At 42.6% G+C, this 3,587-nt stretch carries 2 protein-coding genes; one reads left to right on the forward strand and one right to left on the reverse strand.

The annotated features are described in order from the left end of the window. Positions 1-157: 157 nt before the first annotated feature. Positions 158-1,615 (reverse strand): hypothetical protein, encoded by a 1,458-nt coding sequence (locus ACTIE0_RS23420; RefSeq protein WP_006669950.1) that lies wholly within the window; start codon positions 1,613-1,615, stop codon positions 158-160. A gap of 319 nt (positions 1,616-1,934) precedes the next feature. Here ACTIE0_RS23420 and ACTIE0_RS23425 point away from each other — a divergent pair, with 319 nt between their 5' ends. Further along, entirely contained in the window at positions 1,935-3,338 is a 1,404-nt protein-coding gene (locus ACTIE0_RS23425; protein WP_006625554.1) for a site-specific integrase, read from the forward strand. The last annotated feature ends 249 nt before the right edge of the window (positions 3,339-3,587 follow it).

Below are 3,587 nucleotides of genomic sequence, written 5' to 3' on the forward strand. Positions count from 1 at the left end.
ATATGGGAATCGAACCTGATACATAGCCTATAACCCCTATTCTACCGTTACTTAGGTGTTACTCAAAACCGTAGTAGGATCTATCAATTTGTAGCCATAAAATAACCCCTAGGAGTTTAATCTAGGGGTATTAACTTATGAGATTGTAGTGGGTAAATTAATCTATCTGATAAATTACCCTAAGGAATAATTTAGCTTCAGGGCTGTCAATGTCAACCCCCAAGGCAGTTAACCTTTCCAGTGCTACATTTAACGGCACGGGTAATTTAGCTACTCCTTTTAAGACTTCTAAGGTAGCGTCAATCCCCTCCGTTTTGTATTTACTCTCATTGACGATTGCGCTATGCCCCATCATTCTAGCGCGTAACTCTACTGGTACTCCATATTTTTCACCCAACAGGTTGTACAGCCTACGAAAAGCATATTTTTGAGTTACCGGACATCCCATAGCTTTAATATGTTTACTGAATGCTACATTAAAACCCGCAGCTACAGTCCTAGGCTGGCTTCCCTCCTTCGGGGTATATTCTGGTAATATTGGTCGCTTTAATTCCATAAAATTAAACATTTCGGGACTAGGGATTGGCGCTATAACCCGTCCCCCAGTCTTAATACTTACTTTCCTTCCCTCTGTATCAGTAAAGTAAGTATAATCACCCAATACTAAGTAATTATCCTGATTATCCGGGTCTGATAGCGCTTTGATGGTTACACCATCTTCTGTTGTATAGGGTTTGGTTAAGTTAACTGCAGCCGCTATCTCGGTAGGTCTTAATCCATACATTACCGCCATACCGGCAACCCATAGCCAACTGTGACGGACTTCGCTTATTCTATGGCTTTTAATGGTGTAGGCTTCCTGTTTGGCACTATACCACCAATCTTTAAAGGCATCGATACCTATACGCTGCTTAACCGTAAATCGTGTTTGTTTGGGGTTAATAGGCTCTAATTGCTTTAGTAGGTGGTCCTTATTGGGTGATTTTTTGGCAATGGCTTTCAGGATGTAGTAACGTTCTTTGAATGTTTTGGACCCTATCAGCTCCTCTCCATTCTGTAAGGGAGTGTACAGCATAACCTTGAAACTCTCCCAAGTAGGATAATCATCCCAATTGGGGAACTGTTCAAAAAATATCTGTTTGGTCCGATGGTATGACGATAAATCACTAACAATGTCGCGAGAACGTTTCCGTCCTGTATTGCGGTTGTACCCGGCAAAATACTCATCTTCCAGTTGTTGGAATATCTCTCGGTAGGTTATCAGATTATCCTCAATCTGATTTTTTCCTAGGATAGTCGTATCATACCAGTCCCAAAATTCACTAGCGTTACTGATAGTTCCCAGAGCCTCCGCCACTAACTTAGCTTTTTTAACTCCGTCTATCACCCCTTGGGGAGTACACTCAAGATTGGCTGTTTTGGGTAGCCGTTTTCCGGTAGGTGGCTGCTTAAACTGCAATAGCAAATTATACCTAGTCCCGGACTTTTGCAACTTGAGTGTCACCCCTTTGGGACACTCCCCCTTAAAGTCTTGATAGGCTTTCAGGAATCTATCGTAACTCTCGTCATAGTTGCCCTTTCCCCCTACGGTAGGGATGTTAGTGGCGTTACTCATTTTTTACTCACTTGTTACTCTACTACGGTTTTGAGTAACACCTAAGTAACGGTAGAATAGGGGTTATAGGCTATGTATCAGGTTCGATTCCCATATGCTCCATTTTCAGTAAAATTTTATCCTGACTGCGATAACCGGGAAAAACTTAACCCGGTTATCGCATTTTTAAAAACTATTTCACTATTTCCGGTTAACCTTAGCCAGAAGAGGCTTTTAGTGGAGAATAGGGGGGTCGAACCCACCATAAAAGCTATAACCCTTACTCTACCGTCACACTGATGCACTCGAAAGCGATCGCATTATTAGGAGTGAGTGTAAAATGAGTACAAGTACAAACAGTACGCACAGCGGTATATATCAAGGTTTTCAAGATATCCTTGAGTTTTTCAACTTATCCCGCCAACAATGTCCCAAGGGTGTCAGGATTAAGCGCAATCGGGGGACAATCCAACTAGACATCACAAACGACCCAGAAACTGGGGGACGTAAGCAACGGGGCTGTAATTGCCAATTTACTCCAGAGGGTATCCGCAAGGCTGTAGACAAGGCTTGGTTAGTCCATAAATCCCTTGATGGACAATTTCAGTCAGTATCTGAATGGCTGGACTGGTACAAGGCTACTATCCTTGATGAATCCAAAGTTCCCATGGAAAACGACTTAATCACCTATCGTCAAGTGTTTAAAGAAATGGAGGATGATTACTTTAATGGGGTACACAAGAACACTAAGCGGAAACGTTCCCGTGATCTGGCTAGTGACCAAAGTTCATTTAAACGCTGTTTTCTTACTGTGTTTAACAAAGTCACAGACTGGGATGTTTATGTGAGCTGGGAGGGTATAAAAGAAGCGTTATATAGCCCGTTACAAGATGGCAGTAGTCCGGTAGGTCATAAAATATTCAAAGACAGATACTACCGACTCAGACAGGTAGCGGAACGTGCTCGATGCAAGAAAGCACTAGAGAAGATGGAAAAGATTGACCCTACCCAGACAGTATTTGCTGAATCCCAAAGTATAGACTTGGATACCTTGCTAGGCTTGCTAGACAAGGAACGTAACACTGATTATGGACGGTTGACAGACAATAATGCTCGTGATGGTTGGTGTTGGGTGTCAGCAATGTGTGCTTTATATGGATTGAGACCATCAGAGATTGCAGCAGGACAAAACTTAACCAAGGATATCACGGTTGACGGCATAACGTTCCCCGCGATAAGTGACTCCAATAACATTGAGTTAGTGTTAGTGATTGGTGAGTTTACTTGCTTTGGTAGTAGCACCAAAACAGGTCAAAGGTTAGCAATACCAATGTCAAAAGACAAGGCTTTGATTAACCGTCTAGGGATTCATAACGTCTGTTTACCTATTACTGAACCTAAGAACCCAGCGGGCTTTAATCGTAACCACAGACAATGGTTAACTAACCATAATTGGGGATTCACCCAAGCATTAGCTTTCCGATATCTAGCCAACCAACTGGGAGAGATGAACGGGATACCACAGGAAATCAGGGCGCGTTCGTTTGGTCACTCGGTAACGGTTAATGACAGCAAGTACAAAAAACGTCGCCACCTTGCCACAGAGTTAGGTATCCTGACACGACATCAAAAGCAGCCATTACCGCTAGATATGGCAAAGCAAGCACTAACCAATCATGGTATCAATCCAGACTTGCCAGAGATTAAGGCAATTCTTAGGGTAATATATCAGCTTGATGATTAACCCTCAATAAATCGACAACACAATACCCTCTAGGCTAAATACTTAGGTGCCTTCATTTGGCACTCACTCCTAAATGTGCGATCGCTTTTGAGTGCATTAGAATGACGGTAGAATAGGGGTTATAGGTGCGAGACGTTTAGGAGTGAAATAGGGATGCAATGCCCGAAATAGCCTCCTAGTGGGACTTCCATCCCTTGGTGGAATATAAGGGATTCACATAACTGAACATCACTTAACTGTTTATATGTC

Origin of the sequence: Limnospira sp. (genome assembly GCF_051859755.1) — a bacterium.
Lineage (GTDB): Bacteria > Cyanobacteriota > Cyanobacteriia > Cyanobacteriales > Microcoleaceae > Limnospira > Limnospira fusiformis.

Coding starts and splice junctions, on each gene's coding strand:
- ACTIE0_RS23420 (WP_006669950.1), bottom strand. CDS start 1,615: ATGAGTAACGCCACTAACATCCCTACCGTAGGGGGAAAGGGCAACTAT.
- ACTIE0_RS23425 (WP_006625554.1), top strand. CDS start 1,935: ATGAGTACAAGTACAAACAGTACGCACAGCGGTATATATCAAGGTTTT.